Annotated in this window: 24 protein-coding genes; all 24 read left to right on the top strand. The window is 60.7% G+C overall.

Going from position 1 to position 12,967, the window contains the following annotated elements; all coding sequences use genetic code 11:
* Positions 1–42 precede the first annotated feature (42 nt).
* The 24 genes from tuf (at position 43) to V4T21_RS08390 (ending at position 12,799) form a co-directional block, all read left to right on the top strand.
* A complete protein-coding gene (tuf, locus tag V4T21_RS08505) occupies positions 43–1,233 on the top strand; it encodes an elongation factor Tu (protein WP_332715462.1) in 1,191 nt (396 codons plus the stop codon).
* Positions 1,234–1,305: 72 nt separating this feature from the next.
* Positions 1,306–1,614, top strand: coding sequence for a 30S ribosomal protein S10 (rpsJ, locus tag V4T21_RS08500; RefSeq protein ID WP_309160994.1), 309 nt, complete (start codon positions 1,306–1,308; stop codon positions 1,612–1,614).
* Between the two features lie 90 nt (positions 1,615–1,704).
* Positions 1,705–2,400 (top strand): 50S ribosomal protein L3, encoded by a 696-nt coding sequence (gene rplC, locus V4T21_RS08495; protein WP_332715459.1) that lies wholly within the window; start codon positions 1,705–1,707, stop codon positions 2,398–2,400.
* Complete coding sequence (gene rplD / locus V4T21_RS08490) at positions 2,400–3,020, top strand: 50S ribosomal protein L4 (protein WP_332715458.1); 621 nt, start codon at positions 2,400–2,402, stop codon at positions 3,018–3,020. Before rplC ends, rplD begins: the two co-directional genes overlap by 1 nt.
* Positions 3,017–3,310 carry a 50S ribosomal protein L23 gene (locus V4T21_RS08485; RefSeq protein WP_332715456.1) on the top strand — a complete coding sequence of 98 codons (294 nt, stop codon included), beginning with the start codon at positions 3,017–3,019 and terminating at the stop codon, positions 3,308–3,310. Before rplD ends, V4T21_RS08485 begins: the two co-directional genes overlap by 4 nt.
* 23 nt (positions 3,311–3,333) lie before the next feature.
* A complete protein-coding gene (gene rplB / locus V4T21_RS08480; RefSeq protein ID WP_332715453.1) occupies positions 3,334–4,173 on the top strand; it encodes a 50S ribosomal protein L2 in 840 nt (279 codons plus the stop codon).
* A gap of 5 nt (positions 4,174–4,178) precedes the next feature.
* Positions 4,179–4,457 (top strand): 30S ribosomal protein S19, encoded by a 279-nt coding sequence (rpsS, locus tag V4T21_RS08475; protein WP_332715451.1) that lies wholly within the window; start codon positions 4,179–4,181, stop codon positions 4,455–4,457.
* Between the two features lie 2 nt (positions 4,458–4,459).
* Entirely contained in the window at positions 4,460–4,840 is a 381-nt protein-coding gene (rplV, locus tag V4T21_RS08470; RefSeq protein ID WP_332715449.1) for a 50S ribosomal protein L22, read from the top strand.
* The gene (gene rpsC, locus V4T21_RS08465; protein WP_332715447.1) at positions 4,840–5,556 is read left to right on the top strand and encodes a 30S ribosomal protein S3; all 717 of its coding nucleotides are present in this window, start codon (positions 4,840–4,842) and stop codon (positions 5,554–5,556) included. Before rplV ends, rpsC begins: the two co-directional genes overlap by 1 nt.
* A 5-nt stretch (positions 5,557–5,561) precedes the next feature.
* Entirely contained in the window at positions 5,562–5,975 is a 414-nt protein-coding gene (rplP, locus tag V4T21_RS08460) for a 50S ribosomal protein L16 (RefSeq protein ID WP_332715445.1), read from the top strand.
* A 15-nt stretch (positions 5,976–5,990) separates the two neighbouring features.
* On the top strand, positions 5,991–6,188 hold the full coding sequence (gene rpmC / locus V4T21_RS08455) for a 50S ribosomal protein L29 (protein ID WP_332715443.1): 198 nt from the start codon (positions 5,991–5,993) through the stop codon (positions 6,186–6,188).
* Between the two features lie 10 nt (positions 6,189–6,198).
* Positions 6,199–6,432: a 30S ribosomal protein S17 gene (gene rpsQ, locus V4T21_RS08450; RefSeq protein WP_332715441.1), complete on the top strand. Its 234-nt coding sequence runs from the start codon at positions 6,199–6,201 to the stop codon at positions 6,430–6,432.
* A 69-nt stretch (positions 6,433–6,501) separates the two neighbouring features.
* Positions 6,502–6,870 carry a 50S ribosomal protein L14 gene (rplN, locus tag V4T21_RS08445; protein ID WP_114644921.1) on the top strand — a complete coding sequence of 123 codons (369 nt, stop codon included), beginning with the start codon at positions 6,502–6,504 and terminating at the stop codon, positions 6,868–6,870.
* Positions 6,870–7,184 carry a 50S ribosomal protein L24 gene (gene rplX / locus V4T21_RS08440; protein WP_332715433.1) on the top strand — a complete coding sequence of 105 codons (315 nt, stop codon included), beginning with the start codon at positions 6,870–6,872 and terminating at the stop codon, positions 7,182–7,184. The genes rplN and rplX overlap by 1 nt, the downstream gene beginning before the upstream one ends.
* The gene (gene rplE / locus V4T21_RS08435; protein WP_332715431.1) at positions 7,177–7,731 is read left to right on the top strand and encodes a 50S ribosomal protein L5; all 555 of its coding nucleotides are present in this window, start codon (positions 7,177–7,179) and stop codon (positions 7,729–7,731) included. The genes rplX and rplE overlap by 8 nt, the downstream gene beginning before the upstream one ends.
* A 36-nt stretch (positions 7,732–7,767) precedes the next feature.
* Positions 7,768–8,073 carry a 30S ribosomal protein S14 gene (rpsN, locus tag V4T21_RS08430; protein ID WP_332715429.1) on the top strand — a complete coding sequence of 102 codons (306 nt, stop codon included), beginning with the start codon at positions 7,768–7,770 and terminating at the stop codon, positions 8,071–8,073.
* Between the two features lie 12 nt (positions 8,074–8,085).
* Positions 8,086–8,484, top strand: a complete 399-nt coding sequence (gene rpsH, locus V4T21_RS08425; RefSeq protein WP_332715427.1) for a 30S ribosomal protein S8 — start codon at positions 8,086–8,088, stop codon at positions 8,482–8,484.
* A 46-nt stretch (positions 8,485–8,530) separates the two neighbouring features.
* A complete protein-coding gene (rplF, locus tag V4T21_RS08420) occupies positions 8,531–9,064 on the top strand; it encodes a 50S ribosomal protein L6 (RefSeq protein ID WP_332715425.1) in 534 nt (177 codons plus the stop codon).
* Between the two features lies 1 nt (position 9,065).
* The gene (rplR, locus tag V4T21_RS08415) at positions 9,066–9,419 is read left to right on the top strand and encodes a 50S ribosomal protein L18 (RefSeq protein WP_332715423.1); all 354 of its coding nucleotides are present in this window, start codon (positions 9,066–9,068) and stop codon (positions 9,417–9,419) included.
* Positions 9,420–9,466: 47 nt separating this feature from the next.
* Entirely contained in the window at positions 9,467–9,997 is a 531-nt protein-coding gene (gene rpsE, locus V4T21_RS08410) for a 30S ribosomal protein S5 (protein WP_332715421.1), read from the top strand.
* Between the two features lie 22 nt (positions 9,998–10,019).
* Positions 10,020–10,208 carry a 50S ribosomal protein L30 gene (gene rpmD, locus V4T21_RS08405; RefSeq protein ID WP_332715418.1) on the top strand — a complete coding sequence of 63 codons (189 nt, stop codon included), beginning with the start codon at positions 10,020–10,022 and terminating at the stop codon, positions 10,206–10,208.
* 16 nt (positions 10,209–10,224) lie between these two features.
* On the top strand, positions 10,225–10,704 hold the full coding sequence (gene rplO, locus V4T21_RS08400; protein WP_332715416.1) for a 50S ribosomal protein L15: 480 nt from the start codon (positions 10,225–10,227) through the stop codon (positions 10,702–10,704).
* A 197-nt stretch (positions 10,705–10,901) separates the two neighbouring features.
* Positions 10,902–12,236 (top strand): preprotein translocase subunit SecY, encoded by a 1,335-nt coding sequence (gene secY / locus V4T21_RS08395; RefSeq protein ID WP_332715414.1) that lies wholly within the window; start codon positions 10,902–10,904, stop codon positions 12,234–12,236.
* Positions 12,233–12,799, top strand: coding sequence for an adenylate kinase (locus tag V4T21_RS08390; protein ID WP_332715412.1), 567 nt, complete (start codon positions 12,233–12,235; stop codon positions 12,797–12,799). Before secY ends, V4T21_RS08390 begins: the two co-directional genes overlap by 4 nt.
* The last annotated feature ends 168 nt before the right edge of the window (positions 12,800–12,967 follow it).

The raw sequence follows: 12,967 nt of genomic DNA, 5'->3' as shown, positions 1-12,967 counted from the left end.
AATTTATCGGCAGCCCCAACCTGCTGAAGATGGAGATATGTGATGGGCAAGGAAAAATTCAATCGCGGCAAGCCGCACGTTAACATTGGCACGATTGGCCACGTTGACCACGGCAAGACGAGCTTGACGGCTGCGATCACCAAGGTTCTGGCCGAAAAGGGCGGTGCCACGTTCACGTCGTATGACAACATCGACAAGGCGCCCGAAGAAAAGGCGCGCGGCATCACCATTTCGACCTCGCACGTCGAGTACGAGACCGATGCGCGCCACTATGCGCACGTCGACTGCCCGGGCCACGCCGACTATGTGAAGAACATGATCACCGGCGCCGCGCAGATGGACGGTGCGATCCTGGTGGTTTCGGCCGCCGACGGCCCGATGCCGCAGACCCGCGAGCACATCCTTCTGGCCCGCCAGGTCGGCGTGCCGGCGCTTGTGGTGTTCCTCAACAAGGTCGACCAGGTCGACGACGAGGAACTGCTCGAGCTGGTTGAACTGGAAGTGCGCGAGCTGCTCTCCTCGTACGAATTCCCCGGTGACGACATTCCGATCACCAAGGGTTCGGCGCTGATGGCGCTGGAAGACAAGCGTCCGGAAATCGGCCGCGATGCTGTCCTGGCGCTGATGGACACCGTGGATGCCTACATCCCGACCCCCGAGCGTCCGAAGGACCAGCCGTTCCTGATGCCGGTCGAAGACGTGTTCTCGATCTCGGGTCGTGGCACTGTTGTGACCGGTCGCGTCGAGCGCGGTATCGTCAAGGTGGGCGAGGAAGTCGAGATCGTGGGCATCAAGCCGACGCTCAAGACGACGGTGACCGGCGTTGAGATGTTCCGCAAGCTGCTCGATTCGGGTGAAGCCGGCGACAACATCGGCGCGCTGATCCGTGGTATCGACCGCACGCAGGTGGAGCGCGGCCAGGTGCTGTGCAAGCCCGGTTCGGTGACCCCGCACACCAAGTTCGAAGCCGAGGTCTATATCCTGACCAAGGAAGAGGGCGGTCGTCACACCCCGTTCTTCACCAACTACCGCCCGCAGTTCTACTTCCGCACGACGGACGTGACGGGCGTGGTGACGCTCAATGACGGCGTCGAGATGGTGATGCCGGGCGACAACGTGAAGATCAATGTCGAGCTGATCGTTCCGATCGCCATGGACGAAAAGCTGCGCTTCGCCATCCGCGAAGGCGGCCGCACCGTCGGCTCCGGCGTCGTCTCCAAGATCGTCGCTTAAGGGCAAGCAATAGAGAATGCGGTGCGCCCGATCCTGGCGCGCACCGCAATCCTTTTTTCGGGATAGAACACAATGAACGGTCAGAATATTCGCATCCGGCTCAAGGCGTTCGACCATCGCGTGCTCGACAATTCGACCCGCGAGATCGTCAACACGGCCAAACGTACGGGCGCGCAGGTTCGCGGTCCCATTCCGCTGCCGACGCGAATTGACAAATACACCGTCAACCGGTCGCCCCACATCGACAAGAAGAGCCGCGAGCAGTTCGAAATCCGGACTCACAAGCGTCTTCTCGACATCGTGGACCCGACCCCTCAGACGGTCGATGCACTGATGAAGCTAGATCTCGCCGCCGGCGTCGACGTCGAAATCAAGCTCTAAGTAATCTGAGTTTCTAGCGTTTTTCATTCTGGTGGGTCCTCTTGGGAAACAATGACCCGGAAAAACGCCCAAAAGAAAAGGTAACAACCGATGCGTTCTGGATTGATCGCACAGAAGCTGGGAATGACCCGCATCTTCACCGATGACGGCGCTCATGTTCCCGTTACCGTTCTGGCCCTTCAGGGGTGCCAGGTGGTGGGCCAGCGGACGCAGGAAAAGGACGGCTACGTCGCGCTTCAGCTCGGCGCCGGTTCCGTCAAGGTCAAGAATGTGAACAAGGCCCAGCGCGGTCATTACGCCGCCGCCAAGGTCGAGCCCAAGCGTAAGGTCGTCGAGTTCCGCGTGTCGGACGACAACCTTATCGAGGTGGGTGCCGAACTTCAGGCCGATCACTTCGTCGAAGGCCAGCTTGTGGACGTCACCGGAACCTCGATCGGTAAGGGTTTTGCCGGTGCGATGAAGCGCCACAATTTCGGTGGTCTGCGTGCCTCGCACGGCGTGTCGATCTCGCACCGTTCGCACGGTTCGACCGGTAACAGCCAGGACCCCGGCAAGGTGTTCAAGGGCAAGAAGATGGCCGGACACATGGGCGACGCGCGCGTCACCACCCAGAACGTCAAGGTCGTCAAGACCGATGTCGAGCGTGGCCTGATCATGGTTCAGGGTTCGGTTCCGGGCGCCAAGGGCGGCTGGATCCAGATCCGCGATGCGGTCAAGAAGCCGCGCCCTGAAGGCGTAGCGCTGCCTGGCTCTTTCAAGGCCGCTGCTAATGGGGAAAGTGCATAATGGAACTCCAGGTCACAACCCTTGAGGGTAAGTCGGCCGGCAAGGTAACGCTCGACGACGCCGTTTTCGGTCTCGAGCCCCGCGCCGACCTCATCCAGCGCATGGTGCGCTATCAGCTCCTGAAGCGCATGGCCGGTACGCACGACGTCAAGAATCGTGCCGAGGTTGCCGCGACGGGCAAGAAGTTCGGTCGCCAGAAGGGCGGCGGCGGTGCGCGTCACGGTTCGCGTCGCTCGAACATCTTCCGCTCGGGTGGTCGCGCTTTCGGTCCGACCCCGCGCAGCCACGCTATCGAGCTGCCCAAGAAGGTCCGCGCGCTGGCACTGAAGCATGCCCTTTCCGCCAAGGCCAAGGCCGGCGATCTCGTGATCATCGAGAGCGCGGTTGCCGAAGCCCCCAAGACCGCCGCTCTGCGCGCAGTCTTCGGAAAGCTGGGCTTTTCCAATGCGCTGATCATCGGCGGCGCCGAACTGGATACGAATTTCGCGCTCGCAGCGCGCAACATTCCCCAGATCGACGTGCTTCCGGCTCAGGGCATCAACGTTTACGACATTCTGCGTCGTGAGAAGCTCGTCCTGACCAAGGACGCTCTTGCTGCGCTGGAGGGCCGGTTCCAATGAGCGCGCTCAAGCATTACGACATCATCCGCAACCCGGTCGTGACTGAAAAGTCGACCATGGCTTCGGAATACAACCAGGTCGTTTTCGACGTGGCGATCGATGCGACCAAGCCTGAGATCAAGGCTGCCGTCGAGGCGCTGTTCGAGGTGAAGGTCAAGGCCGTCAACACCATCGTCCGCAAGGGCAAGGTCAAGCGGTTTCGCAACATGCTCGGCACCCGCAAAGACGTCAAGAAGGCCGTCGTGACCCTCGTTGACGGTCAGACCATCGATATTTCGACCGGTCTGTAAGAAGGCGAGAAGGAAGAGTTCAAATGGCTTTGAAGCAGTACAATCCCACCTCGCCGGGCCGCCGTCAGCTTGTCGGCATCGATCGGTCCGAGCTTTGGAAGGGTTCTCCGGTCAAGAAGCTGACCGAAGGTCTCACCAAGTCGGGTGGCCGTAACAACAATGGCCGCATCACCGCGTTCTCGCGGGGTGGTGGTCACAAGCGCAGCTATCGCATCGTCGATTTCAAGCGCACCAAGTTCGACGTCGTGGGCACTGTCGAGCGCCTCGAATACGATCCCAACCGGACCGCATTCATCGCGCTGGTCAACTACGAAGATGGCGAGCAGGCCTATATCCTGGCTCCGCAGCGTCTCGCTGCCGGCGACAAGGTGATCTCATCGATGAATGCCGTCGACGTGAAGCCGGGCAACGCCATGCCGCTCGAGCGCATGCCGGTCGGCACGATCGTGCACAACATCGAGATGAAGCCCCGCAAGGGCGGCCAGATGGCCCGTTCGGCCGGTGCCTATGCTCAGTATGTTGGCCGCGACTCCGGTTGGGCGATCCTTCGCCTCAACTCGGGCGAGCAGCGCCTGGTGCACGGCTCCTGCCTGGCAACGGTCGGTTCGGTGTCCAACCCGGATCACTCGAACACCTCGATCGGCAAGGCCGGCCGCGCTCGCTGGCTGGGCAAGCGTCCGAACGTCCGCGGTGTCGCGATGAACCCGATCGACCACCCGCACGGTGGTGGTGAAGGCCGCACTTCGGGTGGCCGTCACCCGGTTACCCCGTGGGGCAAGCCGACCAAGGGCAAGCGCACCCGCACCAACAAGTCGACGGACAAGTTTATCGTCCGCTCGCGTCACCAGAAGAAGGGCAGGTAAGGGCCATGGCACGTTCCGTCTGGAAAGGCCCGTTTGTCGACGGGTATCTGCTGAAGAAGGCAGACAAGGTCCGGGAATCGGGCCGCAACGAAGTGATCAAGATCTGGAGCCGTCGTTCCACGATCCTGCCGCAGTTCGTTGGCCTCACCTTCGGCGTCTATAACGGCCAGAAGCATGTTCCGGTATCCGTTTCGGAAGACATGATCGGCCACAAGTTCGGTGAGTTTTCGCCCACGCGCACCTATTACGGGCACGCGGCCGACAAGAAGGCGAAGAGGAAGTAACGATGGGCAAGGAAAAGCGTGAACGCACGCTCAAGGACAATGAGGCGAAAGCCGTCCTTCGCATGGTGCGTACGAGCCCCCAGAAGCTGAACCTGGTTGCCGCACAGATCCGCGGCAAGAAGGTCGAGCGCGCTCTGGCCGAGCTCGAGTTCTCGCGCAAGCGTATCGCTACGTCGGTCAAGAAGACCCTCGAAAGCGCCATCGCGAACGCTGAAAACAACCATGGTCTGGATACGGACTCCCTGGTGGTCTCCGAAGCCTTCGTCGGCAAGGCTCTGGTGATGAAGCGGTTCCATGCTCGTGCCCGCGGTCGCGGCGCACGTGTGGAGAAGCCGTTCTCGCACCTGACCATCGTCGTCCGTGAAGTCGAGGAGGCCGTCTGATGGGCCAGAAAGTTAATCCGATCGGGCTTCGCCTCGGCATCAACCGCACCTGGGATTCCCGTTGGTACGCCAACAAGGGCGAATATGGTTCGCTTCTGCAGGAAGATCTCAAGATCCGCGAGATGCTCGAGGAAGAGCTCAAGCAGGCCGCTGTTTCCAAGATCGTCATCGAGCGTCCGCACCGCAAGTGCCGCATCTCGATCCACTCGGCTCGTCCGGGCATCGTGATCGGCAAGAAGGGCGCGGACATCGAGAAGATCCGCAACAAGGTCAAGAAGTTCACCAACTCCGAAGTGCACATCAACATCGTTGAAGTGCGCAAGCCGGAAACCGATGCGACCCTCGTCGCCCAGGGCATCGCCCAGCAGCTCGAACGCCGCGTGGCGTTCCGCCGGGCCATGAAGCGCGCCGTGCAGACGGCAATGCGCATGGGCGCCCAGGGCATTCGCGTCAATGTTGGTGGTCGTCTCGGCGGTGCCGACATCGCGCGTACCGAATGGTATCGCGAAGGCCGCGTGCCGCTTCATACGCTTCGTGCCGACGTCGACTATGGCGTTGCCGAAGCTTCCACCACCTACGGCATCATCGGGATCAAGGTCTGGGTCTTCAAAGGCGAGATCATGGAACACGACCCGATGGCCCACGAGCGTCGCGCCACTGAAGGTGGCGGCGATTCGAGCGGGCAGGGCCGTCGTCCGGCTGCTGACAGGAATTAAGACAAATGCTGCAACCGAAACGTACAAAGTTCCGTAAGGCCCATAAGGGCCGGATCCACGGTGTCGCCAAAGGCGGCTTCGATCTCAACTTTGGCGAATATGGCTTGAAGGCTCAGGAACCTGAGCGTATAACCGCCCGCCAGATCGAGGCAGCACGCCGCGCGATGACTCGTTACATGAAGCGCGCAGGCCGTGTGTGGATCCGGGTTTTCCCGGATGTGCCCGTGTCGTCCAAGCCGACTGAAGTCCGTATGGGTAAAGGTAAGGGTGCTCCCGAATATTGGGCAGCCCGCGTCAAGCCCGGCCGGGTCATGTTCGAGATCGACGGCGTAAGTGAAGAAGTTGCGCGTGAAGCTCTGCGTCTTGCGGCCATGAAGTTGCCGATCAAGACGCGGTTCATCAGCCGCATTGCAGACTAAAGGACGGATGCCGCGATGAAGCCGAGCGACGTTAGGGCCAAGACGGCCGATGAACTCAAGGATGAGCTCGTCAGCCTCAAGAAAGAGCAGTTCAATCTGCGTTTCCAGCGCGCTACCCAGCAGCTGGAAAACACCTCTCAGGTGAAAAAGGTCCGCCGCGACATCGCGCGCGTCAAGACCGTGCTCGCCGAGAAGGCCGCGGAAGCAAAGTAAGGAGACACAAATGCCCAAGCGTATCCTGCAGGGGACAGTGGTCTCCGACAAGAACGACAAGACGATCGTTGTGACCGTGGAGCGTCGCTTCACTCACCCGATCCTGAAAAAGACGGTGCGCCGTTCCAAGAAGTACCATGCTCATGACGAGGCCAATTCGGCCAAGGTCGGCGATTTGGTGCAGATCCAGGAATGCGCCCCGATCTCCAAGAACAAGCGTTGGACCGTCGTAACGTCGGCTTAACGCAAAAGAGGTCAGGTCCGTACCCGATGACGGTGGCGGAAACCATAAAGAATAAGAAGGCAGCCAGTCATGATTCAGATGCAGACGAACCTCGACGTCGCCGATAATTCGGGCGCTCGTCGTGTTATGTGCATCAAGGTGCTGGGCGGTTCGCATCGCAAGTATGCGTCGGTTGGCGACATCATCGTGGTGTCGGTCAAGGATGCCATCCCGCGCGGCCGCGTCAAGAAGGGCCAGGTGATGAAGGCCGTGGTGGTTCGCACCGCATCCGACATCCGTCGTCCCGATGGCACAGTGATCCGTTTCGACCGCAATGCGGCGGTCATCATCAACAACAACAAGGAACCGATCGGCACCCGTATCTTTGGCCCGGTTCCTCGTGAGCTGCGTGCGAAAAATCACATGAAGATCATTTCGCTCGCGCCGGAGGTGCTGTAATGGCTGCCAAGATCAAAAAGGGTGACAAGGTCATCGTTCTGACTGGCAAGGACAAGGGCAAGACCGGCACTGTGCTGCAGGTGATGCCGTCCGATACCAAGGCCCTGGTTCAGGGCGTCAACCTGATCCGCCGCCACCAGAAGCAGACGGCGAACCAGGATGCCGGTATCATCACGCGCGAAGCTCCGATCCATCTGAGCAACATCGCGCTGGTCGATGCCAAGGACAACAAGCCGACCCGCGTCGGTTTCAAGATCGAAGACGGCGTGAAAAAGCGCGTCGCTAAGCGTTCCGGAGAAGTGATCGATGGCTGAGACATACGTTCCGCGCCTGCGCACACATTACGATGATGTGGTGCGCGCCGGTCTCACCGAGACCTTCAACTATGCCAACCCCATGCAGGTTCCCAAACTTGAGAAGGTCGTTCTCAACATGGGCGTCGGCGAAGCGGTCGGCGATTCCAAGAAAGTGAAGGCCGCCCTGGCCGATCTCGAGAAGATCGCCGGCCAGAAGGCAGTCATCACCTACGCCCGCAAGTCGATCGCCGGCTTCAAGGTTCGCGAAGGCATGCCGCTTGGCGTCAAGGTCACGCTGCGTCGTGCCCAGATGTACGAGTTCATCGATCGTCTCGTGAACGTTGCCCTGCCGCGCGTTCGTGACTTCCGTGGGCTCAACCCCAAGAGCTTCGATGGCCGCGGCAACTATGCCATGGGCATCAAGGAGCACATCGTGTTCCCCGAGATCAACTATGACCAGATCGATCAGGTCTGGGGCATGGACGTGATCGTCTGCACCACGGCAAAGACCGACGACGAAGCGCGTGCGCTTCTCAAGGCTTTCAATTTCCCGTTCCGCCAGTAAGCGGATAACGGGAAGAGAGACGAAAGAGAGACTTAGATGGCTAAAGTTAGCTCCATCGAGAAGAACAAGCGCCGCGCCAAGCTCGCCAAGCAGTATGCCGGTAAGCGCGCCGCGCTCAAGGCTAAGGCCAAGGACGAGTCGCTGAGCTTCGAAGAGCGTTTCGCCGCTCAGCTCAAGCTTGCCGAGCTGCCCCGCAACGCTTCCCCGGTTCGCATCCGCAACCGGTGTGAGGTTTCGGGCCGCCCGCGCGGTTACTATCGCAAGCTCAAGCTGAGCCGTGTGGCTCTTCGCGAGCTTGGCTCGATGGGCAAGATCCCGGGCCTGGTCAAGTCGAGCTGGTAAGGAAGAAGAAAAATGACTCTTAGCGATCCGCTTGGCGATATGCTGACCCGCATCCGCAACGCGCAGATGCGCCGTCGCGATGTTGTTCGTACGCCCGCTTCGACCCTGCGCGCTCACGTGCTCGATGTTTTGAAGTCCGAAGGCTACATCCGTGGCTATTCGGAAGAGACCGGTGACACGGGCCTGCCCGAGTTCGCCATCGAGCTCAAGTACTCGGAGAACCAGCCGGTGATCCGTGAGCTGCAGCGCGTGTCCAAGCCCGGCCGCCGGGTTTATGCGTCCGTCAAGAATATCCCCGTAGTCGGTAACGGCCTGGGTGTTTCGATCCTCTCCACCCCCAAGGGTGTGATGGCCGATCATCAGGCGCGTTCTGAAAATGTTGGCGGTGAGGTCCTCTGCCGCGTCTTCTAAGACGCGTCCAGAGGAGACCCCACCAACGAAGAGAAGGCAAAGAAAAATGTCGCGTATTGGCAAACAGCCGGTAGCCCCGGTCAGCGGCGTGACGGTCACAGTCGATGACCAGAAGGTTACTGCCAAGGGCTCCAAGGGAGAGCTCTCGGTGGTGCTCGTCGATCTGGTCAAGCCTGAGCTGACCGATGACGGCGTTGTCGTCACGCCCGTCAATGACAGCCGCGAGGCCCGTTCGGCCTGGGGCATGTCGCGTACGCTCGTGCAGAACATCGTCGCAGGTGTATCCACTGGCTTTGAGCGCAAGCTCGCCATCACCGGCGTTGGTTATCGTGCCCAGATGCAGGGTTCGGACTTGAAGCTTTCGCTGGGTTTCTCCCACGAAGTCATCTTCAAGGCTCCCGATGGGATCACTCTTGCTGCACCGACCCAGACCGAGATCGTCGTGACGGGTATCGACAAGCAGCAGGTTGGCCAGGTTGCGGCCAACATCCGTGAGTTCCGGCCGCCGGAGCCCTATAAGGGCAAGGGCGTGCGCTATGCGGATGAGGTCATCTACCGCAAGGAAGGCAAGAAGAAATAAAATGGCAAAGCTTTCTGGTATCGATCGCCGCAAGGCGCGTGTTCGTCGGGCAGTCAAGGCCCGGGCTTATGGCCGTCCGCGGCTGTCGGTGTTCCGTTCGGAAAAGAACATCTCTGCGCAGATCATCGACGATGCGAACGGGGTGACCCTTGCGTCGGCCTCCTCGCTGGAGAAAGATCTCAAGATCGCCAATGGCGCCAATCAGGCTGCCGCCACCGAAGTGGGCAAGGCACTCGCCGAGCGCGCTACCAAGGCCGGCGTCACCGAGGTCGTCTTCGATCGCGGCGCATACAATTTCCATGGCCGCGTCAAGGCCCTGGCCGATGCTGCCCGCGAGGGCGGCTTGAGCTTCTAAGCGAACGCTCCTTACAAGATAAAAGAGAAAAAAGACTGGTAGGAACGATGAAAGACTTTCAAGAACGCGACAGCGAATTCGTAGATCGCCTGGTACACATCAATCGCGTCGCCAAGGTGGTTAAGGGCGGTCGGCGGTTCGGCTTTGCCGCGCTCGTCGTCGTCGGTGATCAGAAGGGCCGCGTCGGCTTCGGTCATGGCAAGGCGCGTGAAGTGCCGGAAGCCATCCGCAAGGCGACCGAACAGGCCAAGCGTCAGATGATCCGCGTGCCGCTGCGCGAAGCCCGCACGCTGCACCATGACGTTGCGGGCCGCCACGGCGCCGGCAAGGTCATCCTGCGCGCCGCTCCGGCCGGTACCGGCATCATCGCCGGCGGCCCGATGCGCGCCGTGTTCGAAACCCTGGGCATCAACGACATCGTCGCCAAGAGCCAGGGTTCGGCAAATCCCTACAACATGGTTCGCGCCACGTTCGACGCGCTCAAGAACGTCGACAGCCCGCGTTCGGTCGCTGGCCGTCGTGGTCTGAAGGTTTCCGAGCTGCAGGCCCGTCGCGGCGAAGCCGCCGTCGAAGCCTGATCGAGGCTCGAGGAGAAGTTCAATGGCTAAGAAGACCATCATCGTCGAGCAGATCGGATCGCCGATCCGCCGCAAGGAAGATCAGCGCGCGACCCTCGTTGGCCTCGGGCTCAACAAGATGCATCGCCGCAGCGAGCTGGAAGATACGCCGTCGATTCGCGGCATGATTTCCAAGGTCGCTCACCTCGTCCGCGTCGTGGACGGGAAGTAAGAGGGATTTCGGTACAATGAAACTCAATCAGATCGCTGACAATGCCGGCGCCACCAAAGCCAAGGTCCGTGTGGGCCGTGGCATCGGTTCGGGGCTGGGCAAGACCGGCGGCCGTGGCGTCAAGGGCCAGAAGTCCCGTTCCGGCGTAGCCATCAACGGCTTCGAAGGCGGGCAGATGCCGCTCCACATGCGGATGCCCAAGCGCGGCTTCAACAACGCGTTCGCCAAGAAGTGGAATGCCGTCCGTCTCGACCGCATCCAGGCCTATATCGATAGCGGCAAGCTCGATGCCAAGGGCGTCGTGGATGCCGAAGCTCTCGTCAAGGCCGGCGTCATCCGCCGCGTCAAGGACGGTGTGCGCCTGATCAATGGCGGCGAGTTCAAGGCCATGAAGGTGACCTTCAAGGTCAATCACGCTTCGGCTGGTGCCGTTGCCGCCATCGAAGCGGCCGGTGGCAAGGTCGACGTGATCGGCAAGGCCGCCGACGCCGAGTAATTTCTGCGACTTTGGAGCGCGCCCTCGCAGTCATCCCATTCCGGGGATTGCATGAGGGCGCGCTCTGACTATATCAGAGCACTGGAGAGCTTCCGGAAAGGGTGCACGCCACTTTCGGTTCGGAAGCGCGACCACAAGAATTCTTTTTGACGGGCCAGCGGCCCGTTCCCTTGCTCTAAATCTCAGAGGGAGCCGTCATGGCGTCTGCAGCCGAGCAACTGGCCCGCAATTTGAGCTTCTCGACCTTTTCCAAGGCCAAGGATCTCCAGAAGCGGATTTTATTCACCCTTGGCGCACTGCTTGTTTATCGGCTCGGCACCTATATTCCGATCCCCGGTATCGATCCGGACGCCTTCGCCGCGACCTTCCAGCAGGCCCAGGGCGGTATTTTCGGGCTTTTCAACATGTTCGCGGGCGGCGCAGTCGAGCGCCTCGCGATCTTTGCGCTGAACCTTATTCCCTACATTACCGCCTCGATCGTCATCCAGGTGATGGGAACCGCCTCTCCGCGTCTTGAGGCGCTCAAGAAGGAAGGCGAGAGCGGGCGGCGCAAGCTCAATCAGTACACGCGCTATCTCACCGTCGTCTTCTGCGCGGTTCAGGCATACGGCATCGCCGTCGGCCTTGAGGCCAGCGAAGGCGTCGTGGCCGATCCGGGCTGGTTCTTCCGCATTTCGACCGTCATCACGCTGGTCGGCGGCACCATGTTCCTGATGTGGCTGGGCGAGCAGATGACCGCGCGCGGCATCGGCAACGGCATTTCGCTGATCATCTTTGCGGGCATCGTGGCCTCGCTGCCGGGCACCATCGCCCAGACGCTCGAATTGAGCCGTACGGGCGCGCTGCCGACCATCGCAGTCGTGGGCATCCTGATCGGCGCGATTGCCGTCATCGGCGTCATCGTCTTCTTCGAGCGTGCCCAGCGCCGGCTTTTGATCCAGTATCCAAAGCGCCAGGTCGGCAACAAGATGTACCAGGGCGACACCTCGCACCTGCCGCTCAAGCTCAATACGGCGGGCGTCATTCCGGTGATCTTTGCGTCCTCGCTGCTGCTGCTGCCGGCGACCATCGCCACCTTCTCGGCGCAGGGCGACGCCCCGCAATGGCTCCAGTACATTTCGGCGCTGCTCGGCCGTGGCCAGCCGCTCTATCTGGGCCTGTTCGCCGCGATGATCATCTTCTTTGCGTTCTTTTACACCTCGATCGTGTTCAACCCGACCGAGACGGCGGACAATCTCAAGAGGTCCGGTGGTTTCATTCCGGGTATTCGTCCGGGTGAGCGCACCGCTCAACATATCGACTACGTGCTGACCCGCATCACGGTCGTTGGCGCGATCTATCTTACCGTTGTTGCCCTTATTCCAGAGGTGTTCCTGAGCCAGCTCAACATCTCGGCGTTCCTGGGTGGTACGTCACTGCTCATCATGGTCACTGTGACGCTCGATACGGTGAGCCAGATCCAGAGCCATCTGATCGCGCAGCAATATGAGGGCATGGTCAAGAAATCGCGTCTAGGGGGACGGAAAAGATGAGACTCGTACTTTTAGGGCCTCCGGGCGCGGGGAAGGGCACTCAGGCCCAGATACTGGTCAAGACCTACGATATCCCGCAGCTTTCCACCGGTGACATGCTGCGCGCGGCCATCGCCGCAAAGACCCCTCTGGGGCTCGAAGCCAAGGCGATCGTCGATCGTGGCGACCTGGTTTCCGACGATATCGTTTCGGGGATCATCTCCGAGCGCATGGACCAGGCCGATTGCGCCAACGGGTTCATCCTCGATGGCTTCCCGCGCACCATTGCGCAGGCCGAGGCGCTGACCCATATGCTGGACCGCAAGGGGCTTCACCTCGATGCGGTCGTCGAAATCAAGGCCGATCCCGATGTGCTCGTCGAGCGCATCATCAATCGCGCCAAGGAATCGGGCGGAGCCCGGGCGGACGACAATGAGGAAGTGCTGCGCAAGCGCCTCGACGTTTACACCCGGCAAACCGCGCCGCTGGTGAGCTTCTATGCCGAACGCGGCTTGCTGAAGTCCGTCGACGGCATGGCTCCGATCGAAGAAGTCACTGCTGCGATCAAGGCAGCTATTGACTAAACCAGAAGAGTACACGCGGCGCTGTTGACTTATTCGCCGCGAGTCCTTAGAACCGCGCCCAGTCTCAGAAATTTCGAGGGCTGGATTCGGTTCCTTCCGCTAAGTGAAGGGGGTCGGATGCCGGTCCCTTGTTGTTGAACGACGTAGGGCGATAAGCTCTCACACCAA

Origin of the sequence: Pelagibacterium mangrovi, from assembly GCF_036662815.1 — a bacterium.
GTDB lineage: Bacteria > Pseudomonadota > Alphaproteobacteria > Rhizobiales > Devosiaceae > Pelagibacterium > Pelagibacterium mangrovi.
This window is presented reverse-complemented; position numbering and strand designations above follow the sequence as displayed.

Excerpts from the sequence above, each read along its gene's own strand:
- tuf (WP_332715462.1), top strand. The coding sequence starts at position 43 with ATGGGCAAGGAAAAATTCAATCGCGGCAAGCCGCACGTTAACATTGGC.
- rpsJ (WP_309160994.1), top strand. The coding sequence starts at position 1,306 with ATGAACGGTCAGAATATTCGCATCCGGCTCAAGGCGTTCGACCATCGC.
- rplC (WP_332715459.1), top strand. The coding sequence starts at position 1,705 with ATGCGTTCTGGATTGATCGCACAGAAGCTGGGAATGACCCGCATCTTC.
- rplD (WP_332715458.1), top strand. The coding sequence starts at position 2,400 with ATGGAACTCCAGGTCACAACCCTTGAGGGTAAGTCGGCCGGCAAGGTA.
- V4T21_RS08485 (WP_332715456.1), top strand. The coding sequence starts at position 3,017 with ATGAGCGCGCTCAAGCATTACGACATCATCCGCAACCCGGTCGTGACT.
- rplB (WP_332715453.1), top strand. The coding sequence starts at position 3,334 with ATGGCTTTGAAGCAGTACAATCCCACCTCGCCGGGCCGCCGTCAGCTT.
- rpsS (WP_332715451.1), top strand. The coding sequence starts at position 4,179 with ATGGCACGTTCCGTCTGGAAAGGCCCGTTTGTCGACGGGTATCTGCTG.
- rplV (WP_332715449.1), top strand. The coding sequence starts at position 4,460 with ATGGGCAAGGAAAAGCGTGAACGCACGCTCAAGGACAATGAGGCGAAA.
- rpsC (WP_332715447.1), top strand. The coding sequence starts at position 4,840 with ATGGGCCAGAAAGTTAATCCGATCGGGCTTCGCCTCGGCATCAACCGC.
- rplP (WP_332715445.1), top strand. The coding sequence starts at position 5,562 with ATGCTGCAACCGAAACGTACAAAGTTCCGTAAGGCCCATAAGGGCCGG.
- rpmC (WP_332715443.1), top strand. The coding sequence starts at position 5,991 with ATGAAGCCGAGCGACGTTAGGGCCAAGACGGCCGATGAACTCAAGGAT.
- rpsQ (WP_332715441.1), top strand. The coding sequence starts at position 6,199 with ATGCCCAAGCGTATCCTGCAGGGGACAGTGGTCTCCGACAAGAACGAC.
- rplN (WP_114644921.1), top strand. The coding sequence starts at position 6,502 with ATGATTCAGATGCAGACGAACCTCGACGTCGCCGATAATTCGGGCGCT.
- rplX (WP_332715433.1), top strand. The coding sequence starts at position 6,870 with ATGGCTGCCAAGATCAAAAAGGGTGACAAGGTCATCGTTCTGACTGGC.
- rplE (WP_332715431.1), top strand. The coding sequence starts at position 7,177 with ATGGCTGAGACATACGTTCCGCGCCTGCGCACACATTACGATGATGTG.
- rpsN (WP_332715429.1), top strand. The coding sequence starts at position 7,768 with ATGGCTAAAGTTAGCTCCATCGAGAAGAACAAGCGCCGCGCCAAGCTC.
- rpsH (WP_332715427.1), top strand. The coding sequence starts at position 8,086 with ATGACTCTTAGCGATCCGCTTGGCGATATGCTGACCCGCATCCGCAAC.
- rplF (WP_332715425.1), top strand. The coding sequence starts at position 8,531 with ATGTCGCGTATTGGCAAACAGCCGGTAGCCCCGGTCAGCGGCGTGACG.
- rplR (WP_332715423.1), top strand. The coding sequence starts at position 9,066 with ATGGCAAAGCTTTCTGGTATCGATCGCCGCAAGGCGCGTGTTCGTCGG.
- rpsE (WP_332715421.1), top strand. The coding sequence starts at position 9,467 with ATGAAAGACTTTCAAGAACGCGACAGCGAATTCGTAGATCGCCTGGTA.
- rpmD (WP_332715418.1), top strand. The coding sequence starts at position 10,020 with ATGGCTAAGAAGACCATCATCGTCGAGCAGATCGGATCGCCGATCCGC.
- rplO (WP_332715416.1), top strand. The coding sequence starts at position 10,225 with ATGAAACTCAATCAGATCGCTGACAATGCCGGCGCCACCAAAGCCAAG.
- secY (WP_332715414.1), top strand. The coding sequence starts at position 10,902 with ATGGCGTCTGCAGCCGAGCAACTGGCCCGCAATTTGAGCTTCTCGACC.
- V4T21_RS08390 (WP_332715412.1), top strand. The coding sequence starts at position 12,233 with ATGAGACTCGTACTTTTAGGGCCTCCGGGCGCGGGGAAGGGCACTCAG.